At 69.1% G+C, this 17,193-nt stretch carries 14 protein-coding genes and 1 pseudogene; 10 read left to right on the top strand and 5 right to left on the bottom strand.

Translation table 11 applies throughout. The features are described 5' to 3' along the window. The first annotated feature begins 52 nt into the window (after nt 1-52). On the top strand, nt 53-1,627 hold the full coding sequence (locus tag IE325_RS40450) for a TIGR03086 family metal-binding protein (RefSeq protein ID WP_190075185.1): 1,575 nt from the start codon (nt 53-55) through the stop codon (nt 1,625-1,627). A gap of 434 nt (nt 1,628-2,061) precedes the next feature. Here the strand turns inward: IE325_RS40450 and IE325_RS40445 are convergent, their stop codons facing one another. Beyond that, on the bottom strand, nt 2,062-2,994 hold the full coding sequence (locus IE325_RS40445; RefSeq protein ID WP_190075184.1) for a hypothetical protein: 933 nt from the start codon (nt 2,992-2,994) through the stop codon (nt 2,062-2,064). A 146-nt stretch (nt 2,995-3,140) separates the two neighbouring features. Between IE325_RS40445 and IE325_RS40440 the strand changes: the two genes are divergently transcribed. After that, nucleotides 3,141-3,419 (top strand): hypothetical protein, encoded by a 279-nt coding sequence (locus IE325_RS40440; RefSeq protein ID WP_190075183.1) that lies wholly within the window; start codon nt 3,141-3,143, stop codon nt 3,417-3,419. 81 nt (nt 3,420-3,500) lie between these two features. Here IE325_RS40440 and IE325_RS40435 read toward each other — a convergent pair whose 3' ends face one another. Both IE325_RS40435 and IE325_RS40430 read right to left on the bottom strand, forming a co-directional pair. Beyond that, a complete protein-coding gene (locus IE325_RS40435) occupies nt 3,501-4,070 on the bottom strand; it encodes an HNH endonuclease family protein (protein WP_190075279.1) in 570 nt (189 codons plus the stop codon). Between the two features lie 26 nt (nt 4,071-4,096). Further along, nucleotides 4,097-4,195: pseudogene (locus tag IE325_RS40430) on the bottom strand (transposase); the annotation flags it as partial. Nucleotides 4,196-4,899: 704 nt separating this feature from the next. Between IE325_RS40430 and IE325_RS40420 the strand changes: the two are divergent. From IE325_RS40420 to IE325_RS40405, 4 genes are all read left to right on the top strand, one after another. Continuing rightward, a complete protein-coding gene (locus IE325_RS40420; RefSeq protein WP_190075181.1) occupies nt 4,900-6,132 on the top strand; it encodes an AAA family ATPase in 1,233 nt (410 codons plus the stop codon). A gap of 101 nt (nt 6,133-6,233) precedes the next feature. Further along, nucleotides 6,234-7,826, top strand: a complete 1,593-nt coding sequence (locus tag IE325_RS40415) for a TnsB C-terminal domain-containing protein (protein WP_190075278.1) — start codon at nt 6,234-6,236, stop codon at nt 7,824-7,826. Continuing rightward, the gene (locus tag IE325_RS40410) at nt 7,823-8,566 is read left to right on the top strand and encodes an AAA family ATPase (protein WP_190075180.1); all 744 of its coding nucleotides are present in this window, start codon (nt 7,823-7,825) and stop codon (nt 8,564-8,566) included. The genes IE325_RS40415 and IE325_RS40410 overlap by 4 nt, the downstream gene beginning before the upstream one ends. An 11-nt stretch (nt 8,567-8,577) precedes the next feature. Then, entirely contained in the window at nt 8,578-9,687 is a 1,110-nt protein-coding gene (locus IE325_RS40405) for a hypothetical protein (protein ID WP_229912394.1), read from the top strand. A 20-nt stretch (nt 9,688-9,707) separates the two neighbouring features. On the opposite strand, the gene tpg (IE325_RS40400) is transcribed toward IE325_RS40405, so the two are convergent. Then, a complete protein-coding gene (gene tpg / locus IE325_RS40400) occupies nt 9,708-10,262 on the bottom strand; it encodes a telomere-protecting terminal protein Tpg (protein WP_190075179.1) in 555 nt (184 codons plus the stop codon). 260 nt (nt 10,263-10,522) lie between these two features. Between tpg (IE325_RS40400) and tap the strand changes: the two genes are divergently transcribed. The 4 genes from tap to IE325_RS40380 all read left to right on the top strand — a co-directional run bounded on the left by tap (nt 10,523) and on the right by IE325_RS40380 (nt 16,053). After that, nucleotides 10,523-12,736 carry a telomere-associated protein Tap gene (gene tap, locus IE325_RS40395; protein ID WP_190075178.1) on the top strand — a complete coding sequence of 738 codons (2,214 nt, stop codon included), beginning with the start codon at nt 10,523-10,525 and terminating at the stop codon, nt 12,734-12,736. 6 nt (nt 12,737-12,742) lie between these two features. Continuing rightward, nucleotides 12,743-13,300, top strand: coding sequence for a telomere-protecting terminal protein Tpg (tpg, locus tag IE325_RS40390; RefSeq protein WP_190075177.1), 558 nt, complete (start codon nt 12,743-12,745; stop codon nt 13,298-13,300). A gap of 193 nt (nt 13,301-13,493) precedes the next feature. Next, the gene (locus IE325_RS40385; protein WP_190075176.1) at nt 13,494-14,756 is read left to right on the top strand and encodes an AlbA family DNA-binding domain-containing protein; all 1,263 of its coding nucleotides are present in this window, start codon (nt 13,494-13,496) and stop codon (nt 14,754-14,756) included. A gap of 262 nt (nt 14,757-15,018) precedes the next feature. Then, complete coding sequence (locus tag IE325_RS40380) at nt 15,019-16,053, top strand: Shedu anti-phage system protein SduA domain-containing protein (RefSeq protein WP_190075175.1); 1,035 nt, start codon at nt 15,019-15,021, stop codon at nt 16,051-16,053. A 59-nt stretch (nt 16,054-16,112) separates the two neighbouring features. Here the strand turns inward: IE325_RS40380 and IE325_RS40375 are convergent, their stop codons facing one another. Continuing rightward, nucleotides 16,113-17,066: a helicase associated domain-containing protein gene (locus IE325_RS40375; protein WP_434095399.1), complete on the bottom strand. Its 954-nt coding sequence runs from the start codon at nt 17,064-17,066 to the stop codon at nt 16,113-16,115. Nucleotides 17,067-17,193: the final 127 nt, after the last annotated feature.

The following is a 17,193-nucleotide window of genomic DNA, read 5'->3' as shown; positions in this document are numbered from 1 at the left end:
AATCCGGGTACCTGTTGACTCTCCCTCGGTGGGAGACCCAAGGGTGGAGCGCATGCACGTCGGTGACAACACGCTCTGGAGTATCGGGGAAGTCGCTCGGAAGACCGGGCTGTCGGTGAAGCTGATCCGGCACTGGTCGGACGCCGGGGTCGTTCACCCGGCACGTCGGACTCCGGCCGGCTACCGGCTGTACGGCACCGAGGCACTGGCGCGGCTGCAGCTGGCGCAGACACTGCGAGGGCTGGGCCTGGGGCTGGCGACGATCCGGAACGTACTGGAGCGCGAGAGCACCCTGTCAGGCGTGGCCGCGACGCACATCGACGCGCTGGAGAAGCAGATCCGCACGCTGCGAACGCAGCAGGCCGTGCTGCGCTCCGTCACCCGCCGCAACACCACTGCCGAGGGGCTCACCACCATGACCGAGCTGGCGCGCATGTCCGCCGCCGAACGCCGTTCCATCATCCAGGACTTCGTCACCGACACCCTGGGAGAACTGGACGTACCCACCTACCGACGGGGCCTGCTGGCGGCCACCCCTGACCTGCCCGCCGATCCCACCGACGAGCAGGTCGACGCCTGGCTTGAACTAGGCGAACTCGTCAGGAATCCGGCTCTGCGCGCCAGTGTGCGCCGTATGGCCCACTACGCCGCCGAACACCACCCAGGCGAGCACGACGATAGCGCGTTGCGGGACGCAGAGGAGGTGACAGACGACTGGCTGCGGCGAGTGGAGACAGCGGCGGCGCAAGGAATTGCCCCGGACTCGCCAGCAGCCGATCCCGTCGTCACCGCCATCGTGGCGAGCTGGATCCCCACGCAGGCTGCTCCGGACGGAAAGGAGCTTGTCGACAACGCGCAGGCCAGAGGTCTGCTCCTTGAACAGCTCGAAGTCGCCTCCGACACGCACGCGGAGCGGTACTGGCAGCTGCTGTGCATCATCAACGGCTGGCCCGTGCGGCCCAGCATGGCGGCAGCCGGCCGATGGCTGACAACGGCACTGCGGACGCATCCTGAACCCGGTGTGCGAGCTGCGCGACTCGGCGAGATGTACGACGCCGGGGAGGACGCGTGGGAACCGACCGGCGTGCTCCAGACCTGTGAAGAGGTCCTGGATGCCGTCGGCGTACTCGTCTCCGCGGTGGAGGCGGGCCAGTTCGACAGGCCAACGCCCTGCGCCGACTGGGACGTTCGCGCCCTCCTCAACCATCTGGTCTGGGAGAACCTGCTGTGGGCCGGTCTGGCCGACGGAACTCCCCGCTCCGACTTCACCGCCGACCACATCGGGGACGATCATGTCGCGGCCTTCCGTACCGCAACCCGGGCCGCACGGTCGGCCTTCGCACGCCCGGGCATGCTTGAGCAGCGCTACGGGCCCGCCCCCGGTCGACGGCTCGTCGAGCAGCTGGTGATCGAGATGCTGGTCCATGGCTGGGACCTGGCCCAGGCCATCGGGCACCCCTACGACACCGTTCAGCACGTCGCTGAGACGGCGCTCCCCGTCGTACGCGAGATCTACGGCGATCTGCCCCGTACTGCCGCCGGTTCCTTCGCTCCGCCGCAGCCGGTCCCCGATGACGCCGATCCTCTTGACCGTCTCGCCGCCTACCTGGGCCGCACTGTCACGTGACGAACGGCCGGCGCGACCACATTCCCGTGTACCCGCTTGAGTCCGTTCGCGTGTACGCCGACACGTGATGTAGAGGCGGTCGCCAGTGCGGAGATCGCGTCCTCCTGCGAGCCGTCACTGTCGCGCTCGCTGAAGTGGTCGGCACGGGTGCCGATCGGCTCACGGGTGCGATCCCATGCCTGCGTCCATTCGGCAGGGCCACCCTCGCCTTGTCACGTCCGCGACTGCTCGGTGATCGTCGTCATGCCGATGTCCTTCCCCGGGGTGCCGTGAGGCGACCCCTTACCAAACTTGGACTGGTTGGGGTCTCGACCGCGGTCCTCGGAGGGCCCGGAATACGCCGGCAACCTGCCGTACGCAGAGACGGCCAGCAGCTTGTCGCCCGGCTGCGTAGGCGGCTGCGGCGGCGAGGACGGCGGAGTCCATGCCCACGATCACAAGCTAACGGCCGGGCCCGGCATAGTGTGCAGATACGTACGGGCCGCGTCGGTGAACCGAACGCGGGCCGCGTGGATCTGATCCCACGGCGCTATAGGGGCGTCTATGTGTCGACGGCCCTGAACGGCTTCGGAGAGAAGATCCCGGGCCTGGTCCTCAGTGACGGCGCCCTCGTCGATGGCTCGGCGCAGAGCCTCCGCGGTCTCCCGGTAGGCCGCAGTGAGCGCGCTCACCTCCTCCGGGTCCGCTGCCCGGATGGAGTGGGCCTGGTCCTGGTTGCTCGGCGGCGTGTCGCGGGCCTGCGGGTTCATGGCCGAGGTGACCCCCCGCAGGATCACGAGGCGGCCCAACGAGGGCATAGACGGCGTCTCGGTGCGGCTCAGGTTGAGCAGCGCGTTTACGGCGACGAGCCCCACCCCTGGAGGGAAGAGGATTCGGTCGCTCGGTTCCTCGAAGACCGGGCTGAGCCGGTGCCGGGCTGCCAGGAAAGGCAGCTCTGACCGGCAGCGCTCTTCGGCCTGTTCGACGGCCGCCGCAACCTCGTGGGCAAGAGGGATCAGGTCCGGGGGGCCTTCCAGCTCCACGCGGGCCAGGGACGTACGGAAGGCGGTGCGGGGCTCGGAGGCGAACGTCAGACGTACGCTCAGCTGATTCTCTGCGGTGGCGTACTCCTCAACGGCTCGCCACAGGACGGGCCGCATGTGTTCCGCGACGGCGTGAGCGGACTCGATCAGGGCGACGTGGGCGGCGCGTTGGGCTTCTCGGGCCTTGTCCTCGAAGGTGGACCGCGCGGCGCGTTCGGCGGCGTCGCGTGCCGCGGCGGCTTGGGCGTGGCCGCCGCGGGCGGCGATCCACTGTCCGGCGAGGCTGACGGCGTGCGGTATGGCTGCGCCGGCTGCTGCTGCGGCGGCGGTCATCAGGTAGGACATGACAGGTGATCATGCCGCAGTGTGGGTGTCCTTGTGCCGGTTGTCGGTGCTGTCGCGCACGATGGACGGCATGGCGCAGGAGAAGGGCCCGGACCCGAGGGTGAAGTGTCCTGCAGAGTTGGTCCGTCATCCGGCGACTGGAGGAAATGGCCAAGGGCCGTGGGTTCGAGTTTTCCGAAAAGGGCTCGGCGCCGAACCGACGGGTGACACGGCAATCGGTACACCTGCGGGCTCGGGTTCGGTCGGGCCTGCCGAACCGCCGGTGTCAGCTCGCACTGCTGTCCGGGGCTGTGGCTGCTCTGGTGGCGTACATCCTCGCCCGGCACACGTCCTCGGACCTGGGACAGGCATTGGCCTGGAGCGGCGCCTCTTTCCTTGGCATCACCTACCTCGTCTTCACGATCGAAGAGAAGTTGGGCCTGTGACGTGTGCCCAGCGTCCCGTGTACACGCACACAGCGGGGCACCGCCGTCCGCGCGAAGCGGACGGCGGTGGGTGGTGCTGGCTCAGGGGGCGGGCTCGTATGTCACGGTCTGCGCTGGGCAGCTTGCGGAGGCGTTCTCCAACGCGGCCAGCTCGACGTTGTCGACGGCGAGAGCCCAGCGGAGCTTGGTGCCGACCCATTCGGCGAGGTACCGGCAGTGGACGTCGGCGGCCGGCGGCAGCCATTCGGCGGGATCCTGGTCGGCTTTGCTGCGGTTGGAGCGTGCGGTGACGGCGACGAGCGAGGTCTCCGCGCCCTGGTCGTTGGCGTATGCCTCGCGGCGTCGTGGGGTCCAGGCCGAGGCGCCGCTGTCCCAGGCTTCGGCGAGGGGGATCATGTGGTCGATGTCGAGTCCGGATGCCGACATCACGACGGTGGCGTCGTAGTACGAATACCAGCTGCCGCCGGTCAGGCGGTGGGCCGGCCGGACGGCGGGCGGGGTGACCGCTACATGGATGAGGACTTCGGCGCGGGTGTTGCAGCCGTCGACGGGGTTGTCGCCGGTGTTCCAGTGGCGGAACTTGTTCCGGTCGTAGCCATCTCGGGACTCGGTGGCCACGGGCAGGCCCCCGACGGCTTCGGTCAGGGGCAGGGTTTCGGCGGCGTGGGCCGGGGTGGAGACGAGGACGGGAAAGCGGTCCCGTCGCCGACGTCGATGAGGATCCTCGCTCCGGTCCTGACTCCGATCCCCGGCATGGACGTCAGGACCTTGGAAAGGTCCGTCAGCAAGCTGACGGACCCAGACGAAAGATCGAGCTCAGACGCCGCGGCAGACGAGGGCCTGCCCAGCAACGGGAACTGAGCACCACATCGCCTGCATCCCGCTCCGGGCTGCATCGTCGCGTACCGCCTGCGCCGTGGGGTATTCCGAGGGCGACTTGGACGCTGACCTACAGTCCAGATCACCTAGACCGAGGACATCCACACTGCAGAACTGGAGCTGGGAGTGCAGGCCGCTCGGAGATTCGATGGCCGTGGCGGGGCTGGCCAGCCCGAGGACCAGTCCAGCCGTGATGGCAACGCCATAAACGAACGGTGCGACTGCCCTGTTGCGAGTGATCATGCTTGGCAAACGACAGAAGGGGTCGTCTGTCACGCGGAACCCGCAGGCTGTGTTCCGGCGGATGGCCGAGAGCCTTGAGATCAGAAAGCTGATCAGGAGTCGGGTACATACGGAAACGCGACACGAATTGCGATCTCTCGGCTTCGTGTCGGTGGTCGGGAGAGTCGGTGGTGGCGTTCTGGGGTGGGGTGTTGTGGGGCTGGTCAGTGGTTGTTTGTGGGTGGGTGGGTCGCTGTCATGAGGTGAGAGATTGATGGGCGGGTCCACTGTCGTGTGGCTTTATCGCATGGCAGCTGATGCTGTCTCAGGTTCAAGATTTCTTATGCGCTGAGGTGGGCTCGGCCGGTGTGATCGAGGGGTGGATCGAGCGGTAGGGGCCGGCCGTGGGGCTGCGCTGCCCAGGGCGTTGGTGGTGCGTCGTCTGCTGGAGCGGCAGCAGGCGGGGGAGTTGTCGACCCGGCATGTGCGTGCGGTTGCTGAGACGGTGGGAGTTTCGGAGCGCACGGTGTGGCGCTGGCTGGAACAGGCCAAGACGACCGGGCAGATGGAGGCCGGGGCCCGGCAGGGGTATGCGGTGTCGGACGAGGTGTGGGCGCTGTTGGGGGAGGTGGGAGGGAACGTAGCTGAGCTGAGGCGTCGGCTGGTCGATGCTGGTGGCGGGGCTTCGGTGCCGTCGGCGTCGACCTTGCACCGGGTGATTCGCAGGGACCGTCGGGCGGGGCGGGCTTTGCTGGTCGAGCGGGAGCCCGAGGTGGCCGGGCCGAGGAGGCCGGATCCGCTCAGCGAGCTGGGCTTGAACGTCGTGTCCGACAGAGGTACCGACGGGCAGGTGTTTCTGCGGGAGCAGAAGCATCTGGCGCAGGTCCCGGTCCTGGTGCCGGGCGCCCAGGTCGTGCATACGTCTGCTGTGCAGTCGGTGCTGCGGACGGTCGCGCACGCGTCCGCGGTGGGCGCGGTGGTGTGTTTGTACGGTGACGCCGGCCAGGGCAAGACCGTCGCGTTGCAGTACGCCTTGTCCCAGCTGCCGCACCCGGCCCGGGTCCGTCGGGTCCATGTCGGTATGCACCCGACGGTTCCTGAACTGCGCCGGGTGCTCGCGGATGCCCTCGAGTTGGGCAGGCGTCTGCCGCGCGGGGCGGGGGAGGCCGACCTGATGCTGGTGAACGCGCTACGACAGCCCCGCGTGCTGGTACTGGACGAGGCACAGCGCCTTCCGGGGCCGGCGCTGGAGTTTCTGCGCGGGCTGTGGGACCACCCGGACACGGACACGGCACTCGTGCTCGCGGGTGCGGGCAGCGAACGGGCGCTGCGCCGGGTGCCCGCGCTGGCCTCTCGGGTGCTGACCTGGGAGTTGGTGCCGCGTCTTCGCCCGGGTGAGGTGGCGGCGGCGATGGCGGCCTTCCACCCGCTGTGGGAGGACGTGAGCGAGGACGATGTCGTGTGGGTGGACGAGCATGTGGGCCACGGCAATTTCCGGACGTGGGCGAAGCTCACCTCGCACCTGACCGCCGAGATCTACGGCAAGAGCCGTGCGGTAGTGGACCGCCGGTTGCTGGAGCGGGCCTGCGCACGGCTCATGGGGCCGCTGTGACCGGCGCCTTTGGGCCGGGAGAGGCCGGGGGCCACGAGGACGGTCCGCACACGCGGGGAGGGCTGCCTTCTTCCTCCCTGTCGGCGCTGCGCGGCCCTGCCGTGCGCCGTCTGCTCGCCCTGCGGCAGGACCAGAAACTGACGACTCGACATGTGCGGCTGATGGCGGAGTCGTTGGAGGTGACAGAGCGTACGGTGTGGCGGTGGCTTGCCGCTGCCGAGCGTGACGAGGCCGCGGCCGCGGAGCCCGGGGCGCGGGTCCAGAGCAAGGACCGCTTCTCCGTCACCCCGGAGGTGCGCCGTCTGCTGGCCTTGTGGAAGGGCAACGTCGCGGCGGTCCATCGTGAGCTGACCGCTCGCGCGGCCAGGGGCGAGGGGGAGCCGCCTCCATCGATTCCGACGCTGCACCGGGCGATCCAGCGGGATCTGACGCCGGGGGAGCGGGCTGGGCTCGCGGGAGGGGAGCGGGCGGCGCGCAAGCATGATGTGTTCCTGGCCCGGCCGCGCGGCTGGCGCAACCAGGTGTGGGAGACCGACCACGTCCAAGCGGCGGTGCTGGTCGACGTCGAGGGCAAGTCCCGCAGGCCGTGGATCACCTGGTTCACCGACTGCGCGACGAACGCGATCACCGGCGTCGCGGTCACGCCGGGAGACCCGTCGCGGGAGTCGGTGCTGTCCGCACTGCGCTCCGCGGTCCTGCGCGAGGACCCCTACGGCCCGTTCGGCGGTCTGCCGCAGAAGGTGCGGGTCGACCGTGGCAAGGACTTCCTGTCCCGGACGGTGACCGCCGCGTTCGATCTCCTGGACGTCACTGTGGAGGACCTGCCCGCCTACACCTCCCACCTCAAGGGCACGGTCGAGGGCCTCAACCGGGCGGTGGAGAGCATGTTCCTGGCCGCGCTGCCCGGCTACGCCCGCCAGCCCCGCCCCGGCAAACGCCCCTCCCGGCCGAAGGACGAAGTGCTGCTCAGCTTCGAGGACTTCACCGCCCGGCTGCTGGACTGGACACGGTGGTGGAACACCGGGCACCGCCCCGCGCCGTTGCGGGGCAAGACTCCGCTTGAGGCGTGGCAGGACGATCCCACCCCGCTGCGGGACGTGCCGGCCGCGGATCTATGGACGTTCACCCTGGAGGACGCCGGTACCCGCACGCTGACCACCCGCGGAGTCCGTTTCCGCAGACGCGACTACGTGGGGCCGTGGATGACCGGCCAGGCTGGCATCCAGGTCCGGGTCCGTTTCATGCCCCACCACGATCACCGGATCGAGGTCTACCATGCGGCCACCGGCCGTTACTTGGGGTCTGCGGACCTGGCCGATCAGGCCACCGAGGAACAGGTCAGCGCCGTACGAAGAGCGCGATCCGCCCGTAGCCGCCGTCTGAAAAAGGATCTCGAAGCTTCCCAGCGGGAGCGCTACGCCGCCGTGAACCAGCCCGAGGCGCCCCGGCGGCTCGGTGCGCTGACCACCGCGCAGGCCGAGGCCGAGCTCGCCCAGTCCGCCGGCACCGCCCTGTCGGATCTGGCGATGCCGGACCTCATCCCGCCCGCCGCGCCCCCGGCCGACTGGCGTACCCCGCCTTCCCTCGTCACCCGGACCGCGCCCGGCCGGCCTCCTCCCGTTCCGTCCGAACCTGCCCCCAGGCGCCCGCCCGGACCGGCTGAACAGACCACTGAAGACGGAGATGCCTCGTGACCGCGGCCACCTACCAGTACGTCGACCTGCCCGATGCGTCGGTGGTCACCACCCGGGCCCTGCTCACCGCCCGGGACAACATCACAGACACCGTCGCCGCCCGCGCGATGATGTGCATCCACGGCGGCGCCGGCTTCGGCAAGACCCTCGCCGTCAACATCTGCCTGCGCGCACTCGAACCGCACGAGGACGTCCGCAAGATTACCTTCCGGGCCCGGCCTACCGCCCGCGCGGTGCGCTACGAGTTGTTCACCGCGCTCGACCTGGCCGGCGAACCACCGCGCCACCCCAGCGAGTTCGACCGCCTGCTGAAAACCGCGCTGGCCGAACGCCCTCGCACCTTCCTCGTCGACGAGGCCCAGTGGCTCAACGGGGAGGCGTTCGAATACTTCCGCTACCTGTGGGACGAACCCTCAACCCAGCTCGCGATCATTTTCGTCGGCGGGGAGGGCTGCCACACAGTGCTGCGCCGTGAACCGATGCTGTCCTCCCGGATCTTCATCTGGCAGCACTTCACCCGCCTCACCCCCAGCGAGGTCCTGGAGGCCATTCCTTTGTTTCATCCGGTCTGGGCCGACGCCGACCCCGATGACATCACGTTCGCCGACCAGCACGCCGCGCACGGCAATTTCCGCGCCTGGGCCCAGTTGACTGCCCACATCCGCACCGCCCTGGCCCGCACCGGCCGCCCCCGGGTGGATCAGGAGCTGCTGCGCTGGGCCTTCAGCCGCCTCACCTGACCACCACACCGATGCCGCCCGCCGTGCCCCCGTCCGTCGCCGTGGTCATCGACCCGGGCGACGATGCGGTTCACACGCACACCGCCCTGGCCGCCCACCATCCGCCCGCTGGGCGGATCACCCTGCACCCCGGCCCGGGCACCACCAGCGAGACCGGCCTCGCCCACGACCTTCTGGCCGCCCTGGGCAAACCGCCCCTGCTCCCGGGCCGTTTCCCCGCCGGCCGTCAGCCCGCCTGGGAAGCCGCCACCGCCTGGATCAACGCCCTGCCCGTGAACCGGCTGACCGTCCTGCGCGCCCACCGCCTCACTGCCCGCCGCACGATGCGCCTCCTGGAGCTGCGCGCCCTGACCGGCATCCACCTGACCCTGGTCTGCCACCGCTCTCACCTGCCCGCCGCCCTGCACCAGGCCCTGCAGACGGCCGACTACGCCATCACCGCCGACTTCCAGGCCGCCCACCGCCACTACTACGGCACAACCGCTCCCGTACCCCAGCCTGCGGACGAGCCCGCCCAGCCGACAGATCAGTGGCTCACCCTGCCCGCGCTGGACCGCCTGGTCTCCTACGACAGCCCTGCCCCCTGTACCGCCCCGTGCGTACCGCCGCCGATTGTCTTCCGGCACCGCCCGCCACCGACACCCCTCACCGAGCAGGCAGTCCAGGAGGTCGCCCGCCGCCTTTCCACCGTGACCGCCCACCCCCGTTTGGCCGCCGCCCTCGCCGCCGCGCTCTTTACCGGCGCCTCCTTCCAGCAGCTCGCCACCGCCCGCCCCGGCGACTACGACGCCGCCGCGGCCACCCTGGCCCTGCATGACCGCGCCCGCTACACCGACGGCTGCGCCACCTACCGCGTGCCGCCGTGGGCCCGCGTCTTCCTGAAGGCCGCCGTCTGCTTCGCCCGGCTCGCGCCCGGCCAGGACCAGCATCTGCTGGCCGGCCCGCACGACCGCACTCACCTGCTGCGTGTGGCGGAGGCGGCCAGACTGCGCCCGCCGCAGCCGCCTGCCGGCCAGCGCGCCGGGCCTGTCGGCCGTATCCAGTGGGACTGGCGTGAACGCAAGGAAGCACAGGGCTACGACACGATGCTGACACGGCACCAGGTGCCGCCCTCGTCCTGAGCCCGGAACCTGGTGCACAGTCAGGCGATGGAGAAATCGGCGAACTCGAGGTCGGTGAAGGCGATCCCGAGGCCGTGGGCGCGCAGGCCTGCGTCCCGGAAGTAGGCATGCCCCAGCGCTCGGGCGAGGATCACCATCTGCTGCTGCTCGCCTGCGCCGGCGTCCTGGGCGGCGAACAGCTCGCGGGCTACTTCTCCGGACAGGTACTGGGTGATCAGCCGGATGCGCGGGTCGTCCGACGAGCCTGCCGGAGCGGCGAATCCGAACCGCGCTCTGGTGTGGAGGACAAAGCCGTCGGCCTCGGCCCGGGCCCGCCGGCGGGCCCGCACCCGGGGCTGCCATCGTGCCCTGACGGCCTCATCGATCAACTTCGCGTGCACAGCACTGGGGTTGCGGCGCATGCCCGGCCGGGTGGTGGTCCACCTCTGTACCGTGCGCTGGGAGATCCCCAGGAGGGTGGCCACATTCTTCGTGGAGTTCTTCTCCGTCTTGAGCAGGAAACGCACAGCGGCATCACGGGTGGGCACGGGACGGGTCAGCAACGCCTGTTCGAGCCCCTTGACGATCTCACCCATGCCAGCCCCTTACCGTTCTGCTACTGCGATGGCCGGTGCATGGCGGCCCGTCTGCTCTCCCAGATCTCTCACACCAAGCCGCTTGCCCCGGCCGGTTCAGGCATAGCCAGGACACCACTGGCGGCCCTCGGCTAAAGAACGTGTACGAACCCAAGCCCTCCCGGGGCAACCCTGCTATTGCCACCGCCGTTTACGTAATCCGTACGCGTTTGGTACGCGAAACGTGCGCTTCACGCTAGGGTCGGGGCTGGAGGTGCTGCATGTCCGAGCTGTTCGACGCGGTCGACGCGCTCATCGCGTCCCGCTCCCCGTTGCCGCCCCCGGCGGAGCGCAAGCGGCTGCGCCAGGCGCACGGGCTGACGCTGGACGAGGTGGCCGCCGCACTGCAGGTGCGGCGGGCGACGGTCAGCGGCTGGGAGGCCGGCAAGACCGAGCCACGGCCGCCGGAGCGTGACGCGTACGCCCGCATGCTCAAGCAGCTCGCCCAGCTCTACCCCGCCAACGCTCCGGTGCCCCCCGAAGACACGGCGGTCCCCGGAATGCCTGCCGTTGCGGCTGCTCCTGCGCCGTCGGCAGCTGAACCGGCCCAAGCCCACGCTGACTCCGGGCCTGCTCGCAGGATCACTGCACGCTCCACCACTCCTGCCGCTGTACCGCGTCCGGCGACCACGACCAGGCCGACGTCGCGCGGTCCGGCCGCGAAGAAGGCCGCCCCCGCCGACACCCCGGCAGGCGGGAGGGAAGCGAGGTTCGAGAACGGTCCGCTTGCGGTCGTCGACGTCGACGCAGAGGGCCAGGTGCTGGCGTACTGCGTCGGCGGCCTGGTCCTGGACGTGCCTGCCAAGTCGCTTCCCGCGCTGGTGGAGTGGACGCTTGGCGAAGGACGGCTCGGTCAGCCGAAGTTGTCCGGACCGGGCAAGGACGCCGACCCGCTGATCGTGCTGACCGGGGCCGCATGCGAGCGTTACGGCCTGCCCATCACGCTCACCAAAGAGGAGCGCCTGGCCGGCCGGATCCCGGAGGGCCACAAGGTCATCAAGCAGCTGACGCGCGCCAACTGGCAGCTGACCAAGCGCGGGTTCGGGCCGTGGGCAAGGATCTACCGCCCCGCGCAGGGCTCGGACCGATCCTGCGTGCAGCTGTGCATCCCGTCGTGGGACGCGCTCGACACCCGGCATTGGGCCGACGCCGCCCAGTTGCCGCCGGCCGACCTCGCGCGGCTCCTGGGCACCTATGCGACCCGCGTGATGACGCCGCGCGGCTCCACCGCCGTCACGGGCCTGGAACTGATGACCGCCCTGCACCCGCCGACCCGCGCCTCCGAGCCCGACGCCGACGGCAGGCGGCATTCCGAGCGCAACCCCGGCTCGCTGGGCAAGGATCCGGTGGACTGCGCGCCGTGCGAGGCACCCGACGGGCACCCGCTTCTCACCGATCTGCCGCGCTTCCACCAGCGCACCCCGGCGGAGGTCCTGGTGGAGGAGGCGTACGACTGGGCACGCCCGCTCACCGACGCCGAATGCCTTCGCCCCCACCTGGTGGGCATCGACGTGAACATGGCCTTCGCCGCAGGCGCGAACGGCCTCACAGTCGGTCTGGGCGCGCCGATGCACGTCAAGAACCCTGTCTTCGATCCGAAAATGCCCGGCTCCTGGCTGGTCGACCTGAGCCACGTCGACCTGGCCCGCGTGAAGGTGGCCAAGGACAGGTGGGCGCAGCTGGACGGCGAGCTGCTGCCCAGTCCGTTCACGCCGAAGGGCGAGCGCCCGACGGGGCCGGCCTGGTACGCCACGCCGACCGTGGCGTACGCGGTAGAGCTCGGCTACGACGTCACGCCGATCGAGGCGTACGTCCGCCACGACAACGGCCGCTACCTGGACGCCTGGTACAACCGGCTGCGCGATGCCTACCTGGCCACGATGGCCGACCTCGGGGTGGGCGTGGACCTGTCCCCGGAGGAGTTCCTGAAGGCGATGGACGGCTACCGGCAGCGTGACCCCCAGCTGGCGATCGTGGTGTCCGCGGTCAAGGCGACTGTGAAGGGCGGTATCGGCAAGCTGCGCGAGCGTCCCCGCGGGGAGGGCTGGAAGCCCGGGCAGCCCTGGCGGGCCCTCGCCCGGCCCACCTGGCGCCCGGACATCCGCGCCGCCGTCATCTCCCGCACCCGGATCAACATGCACCGAAAGATCGTCAAGCACGCCGCCTTCACCGGCCAGTACCCGGTGGCCATCCTCTCGGACTGCGCCGTCTACGCCTCCGACGGACCCTCTCCGCTGGACTTCCTGCCCTACCGGGACGGCAAGCCGCTGCCCGGCGGCTTCAAGCTCGGCGTGAACCCGGGCCTGGTCAAGTGGGAGGGCACCCAGAGCGTGCTGTGGGGCGAGGGCGTGCGCGAGCAGTTCAACGCTCCGGAGCTCAACCTCGCCCGGTACATCAAGGACGGCACCGTCACCGACGTCGACAACGGGGAGTAGCAGGCGATGAGTGTGTTCGGGGACGGCCTGGACGCCGCGGTGCAGAAGGCGTTCACCCGCCCGGCGCCCAAGAGAGCGCCCGCGCAGATGCGCTACCTGGTCAAGCAGCTGGGGAGCACCAAGGCGGTCGCCCAGATGCTGCGCATCTCCCAGCGCACCGTCGAACGGTACGTCAAAGACCAGATCAAAAAGCCGCGCCCGGACCTCGCCGCCCGCCTGGAGGCCGAAGTGAAGAAGCGCTGGCAGCCGCAGATCCGGGCCAAGGCCCGGCAGAAGGCGGCGACCACCGACGGCATCGTCATCGACACCCGCGCCCGGATCGGCTACACCGCCCCGATCGGCACGACGGACGAGGACCGGCTCCGGCACCTGACCGTAGCCCTGCCGCCCCGCTACGCCGCCCGCCTCTTCAACGCCCAGGAGCAGGGCGCCAGCGACCAGCAGCTTCAGCAGATCGCCGCCGAAGCACTCAAGGAGGTGTACTTCCAGGACAACGGCCGCCGCGCCGGCCAGTTGGAGGAAGTCCGCTTCACCGACATCGAGCACCTCGAGTTCGACCTGTAGATCGGCGCCGAGGCGGCGCTGCCCCGTACAACATGAAGCGCGCACCTGCCGGGAGCAGGTGCGGGCCGACGACGGAAACGAGTGCTGTGGGCAAGCGAAATGCAGGGCGTGGCCCCTTACAGCTTCGCTAGCTTGACCTGGTGACACCTTCGACCCATACACGTCCAACGCACGGGCGGCTGGTATGACATCCGTGGCTTCGCTCTTCGCCTGCCGTCCCGCTGACGTGACCCTGGAGCGCGTTCGCGAGCTGGTTGCCATCGGCCAGCCCGAGAGCCTGACCTTGGAGTACAAGGAGAAATACACCCCCAGGATCCCGACCTCGGTCGCGGCGATGGCCAACAGCTACGGCGGCCTCATCCTGGTCGGCGTCACCGAGAGCAACGTCGACGACCGGGTCATCGGTGTTCCGGAGGGCACGATCGTCCAGATCGTCAACGGTTGCCATCAGACGCTGGAGCCCCCCTGGGTGCCGGAGATCATCCCGGTGCCCCTGCCGGAGACCGATGGCCGGACGGTCCTGGTCGTGCGCGTGGACGCGGCCAAGGCATCGCGCCCGCTTCTGATCCAGGGGGCTGCTCCCATCCGGCTGCACGGACGCAACTCGGTAGCGGACCGAGCAGGGCTCGCACGGCTGATCAATGAGGCCGCGCCCCGGGCTGTGGTGGCCGGACTGCGGTTGCCGCCGGCCGACCTGCCCCTGGACGACCAGGGGAAGTCGAGCGCCGACTTCCTCGTGCGTACGGGGATGTTCGTTCCGGTCGACGCGGCGGCCACCTGGCGCCCGCTGTCGGAGCGCGGCGTGCAGGCCTTCGCCGACGCGCTGAACAACTCGCCTGTGCACCATGCTCTGTTCCGCTGGTGCGCATCAATCGGCGAGGGCGGCATGAACCCGTTCTACCGGTCGGGCTTCAACAGGGCCCGCAAAATCCGGCTGTTGTGGCAGGGCGGCCCAAACGGAGCGCCGGCCTTCCCGCTGGAGGCTGTGGCCAGGATCGACCTGCCGGATGCCTACGGGGCTCCCGTCTCGCACCTGCAGGTCTCCGTGGAAGTCCTCGCACGCTTCCGGCATACCTTCGGCCGCACAGTGCCCCTGTCCGTTGCCCGCCTGCACGAGCTGGTCGACGCACTGACAGCCACGCTGGTCGATGACAAGGTCACCGAAGCGCTCGCCGCTCTGGCGGGCGTCGATCCTCTCGTGATGCCCCAGCCACTTGGCCTGGACTTCCTCAGCAGCACTGACATGCCGGACCTGCTCGCCGGGAACGGACTGACTTCGGTGCCGGACGCCGGCACATCCCGGGGAGCCAACCTGCTCGCTGACCCGGGCGTCGACCAGCGTGACCTGGGGGAGCGGCGTGCGCTCATCGACAGCTGGCTCCAGCAGATCAGCCTGGACGCCGGCCTGCTCGGCATGGAGAAAGTCCTGGAACAGCTCCACAACGCCTCTCTCTAGCAGCAACCATGATCTCTCCGCCGCGCTGAGGCTCTGTAAGGCACGAAGACGCCGCGCTCAGCCCCACCTCCTCGGGGGCGGGCGAGCGCGTTCGGGGGAGCGGGCTACCGCAGTACCTGAGCCTGGGCGGCCCGCGAAAGAACATTACGACGGCCTTGGCGCTACGGGACCTCTCTCCGAGCCGCACCCCCATGAATCGAATAAGTGATCCACTTTAGGGAAAGTTGGGACACAGAGTGATGCAGTGGCCCAACATGCAGTTATGGACGGGAATGAGCCAACGTTCTTTGATCGGCGTCCTGCTGCATCAGGGGCCCTCTCGTACGGGAACCGACTGGTCGTTAGGGACACCTCTCACGTGCTTATCGAGGCCATCCCCTTCTTCATCCCCCACAGGAACTCATCGACTGAGCTGTCCATGAAGCTCGTCCGTACAGACAAGCGGACCGGTGAGCAGTGCGAGATGACGCTCAAGTCGGAGGACCTGTACATACTCAAGCGACACATTGCCCAAGCGCTCTCTGTGTCTGAGCAAGACGACGATGGCCAGTTCATCGTGCTCAGGACGGATGGGTTCGGGGCACAGCCCGATGCATCCGACGACGCCGTCGACGCTATAGGCAGCGCTCTTGAAAACCGTCGGTTCGCCGCACAACTCGCCCATCAGGTCAACCCCGAGACTCTGGCCAAAGCTTTCTCAGCTGCCGTCAGGATCGGCGAGCTGAGGGCGGCAGTCACCGAATTGCAAGAGCACCTTGCCGAGGGCCGCAACCGAGAGGACGTCTACCAAGACTGGTGTGAGCGCCACTCCTGGGCTTTCGGCAACGCCTACGTCGCCCGTGATGATCAGAGAGTGATCGGAATCGGCGACCATGTCGACCTCCTGATGAAGTCCACCGCCAGCGGGCTCCGTGACGTATACGAGCTGAAGCGTCCGGACAAGGACGTGATCCTTTACGACGACACGCACCAGAACTGGTACTGGTCATCGCATACAGCGAAGGCGATCGGGCAGTGCCACCGCTACCTCGACACCCTGCATCGCGCAGCAGAGTTCGGTCTGCGACCTGCCCGTCCCGACATCGTCGCTTACCACCCCCGTGCCCTCGTCATCATCGGGCGGTCTTGCGATTGGGAGGAGGCGCAGCTGCGTGCTCTGCATGGGCTCAACAGCAGGATGCACGGAATCACCGTCATGACCTATGACCAGCTCGTCTCCCAGTGCCATGCGCTACTGACCCACGTGACCGCCGCAGACGAGGCCACCGAATCCGAGCGGAGCGAGTTGACTGCTTAGCCTTCCCGGCGTGCATGGACGGGCCGGGCAGAAGCACCCTATCCGGCCACACGAGGCTTCTACGCCCACCGCATTCCGATCGCGGACAGCTGTTCCACCCGCTCCGGTGACAACGTCGCGGCCCGGCTGCGCTGGTTCCCGACCCATGCACCGAGCCGGAGCTCCCGCTCCTCCTGGCCCTCGCCGTCGATGCCGACCACGATGGTCTCCACGTGCTTGCGGGGTACCCGCAGGTGTCCCTCGCGCTCGTAGAACTGCTGCGCGGCGGCGTAGTTGAGGGCCCATTTGTCGGCCTGGGTACGGCGTGGGCGTGGCTTCTCGTCCTCGGCCGCGGGCTCGATCCCGAGGACGTGCTCCAGCATCCACTGCTGCACGCTGGTGAGCTTGTCGAAGCCGAGCCGCTGGGTGCGCACCCACCGTCCGAGGTCCTCGCCCTGGCGCACGACCTGGCCCGGTTCGGTCGGCAGCGCACCGCCTTCGTCCAGGTGCTGCCGGGTGAGGTGGAAGGCGCGCTGCCACTCCACGGGCCACGTCGGGCACCACGATGGGTCGATCTCCTCCAGTTGTTCGCGCCGGTCGTCGGACAGAGCGCCGGCCAACGACCCGACCGGGAGCTCCTCGGCGCGCCGCTGCTCGATCTCGGCTGCCTTGCGGGCGGCGGCCCGGGCGTTCTTCAGCCAGATGCCCACCTTCGCCCTCTGGTAGGTGGCGTCCAGCGGGGCCAGGAGGTGCCCGTTCTCGGCAGCCCACCCGCGGGCGGCGGACAGGCCCTCCTCCCAGGCGACGTCGAAGTGCGACCACACCATGCCGAGCTTCTCCAGCTGCTGGACGCGGCCCTCGTCCATGTCCCCGCGGGCGTAGAAGCGCCGGTTGTCGGCGATCCACTGTCCCAGCGGGAAGTTCGCGAGCGAGGCCGGCCATCCCCCGGCTTCCGCCTCCTGGCCGTCGGCGGCGGGCACGCGGTACGTGAATGGGACCTTCAGGTCGCCGTGCTCACGAGTATGTCGTCTCAACCGAGATGCAGAAGCAAGGCTCTATCTCAGCTCTCTGAGCTGGGGTGCTGCAAAGATTGAGAAGATGATCAAGCGATGGATTGTCTGCCTTTTTGTGCTCTGACCTGCAAGGATGCACTGATTGAGA

The organism is Streptomyces lanatus, from assembly GCF_014655715.1.
Classification (GTDB): Bacteria; Actinomycetota; Actinomycetes; order Streptomycetales; family Streptomycetaceae; genus Streptomyces; species Streptomyces lanatus.
The sequence above is the reverse complement of the archived record's forward strand: the minus strand, read 5'-3'. Positions and strand labels throughout refer to the sequence as shown.